Here is a 729-nt window from a genome sequence, read left to right on the forward strand (position 1 = left end):
TTCTCGGTGTGGCCGGCCCGCGGCGGCCTCGCCGACGACGAGGCGCTGCTGCGCCGCGCCCTCGCGGTGTGGGCCCGGCCCGGCGAGCGGGTCCAGGTGTCGGCGACCCCCGGCACCCCCTCCGGCGGCCCGGCCGGACCGCCGCAGCTGCTGTACGCGGGCGAGGTGGACAACGCGCGCGTGGTGATCCTCCACGACGGTCTGCGCATCGCCCGCTACGCCGAGCCCAAGGAGGGTGCCGAGGGCGCCGCGCTGGACTTCGCCCGGGTCGACGGTGCCGGGCGTGCGGAGGCGAGCGCCGTGGTGCTGGGCCGGGCCGACGGCAACGTGCGCTACCTGACCGCGCCGTGGGTGCGCTCGGCGGGCGAGCGGGACCTGCGCGATCCGGACGCCGGCACGATGGACCTCACTCTGACCGACGGGGTTACCTCACCGCTGGCCAGCCCGGCCCTGCGGCCCGGGGCGTGCACGTCGTGGAACGTGCTCCAGCTGACCGACGGCACGGGCACCCGGCTGGTGACCGACCTCGGTGAGGTGGTCCCGGCGCACCTGACCGCCGGACGGCCCGGAGCGCCCCGCGAGGCGTCCGGGGCCGAGGCGTTGCGCACCTGGGCCCCGTACGCCTGCTCGCTCACCGCGATGCGGTCGGCGGGGGTGCGGAGCGTCAACGCGTGGGCGTTCGCCGAGCAGCCGCTGCCGGGGGCGAGCGCGGCGGGCGGCGGGGCCGGC

Annotated in this window: 1 pseudogene; it reads left to right on the plus strand. The window is 78.6% G+C overall.

Annotation, left to right across the window (positions count from 1 at the left end):
• Positions 1–729: pseudogene (locus tag G3I53_RS02230) on the plus strand (hypothetical protein); the annotation flags it as partial.

This window comes from Streptomyces sp. SID14436 (assembly GCF_010548465.1).
Taxonomy (GTDB): Bacteria; Actinomycetota; Actinomycetes; order Streptomycetales; family Streptomycetaceae; genus Streptomyces.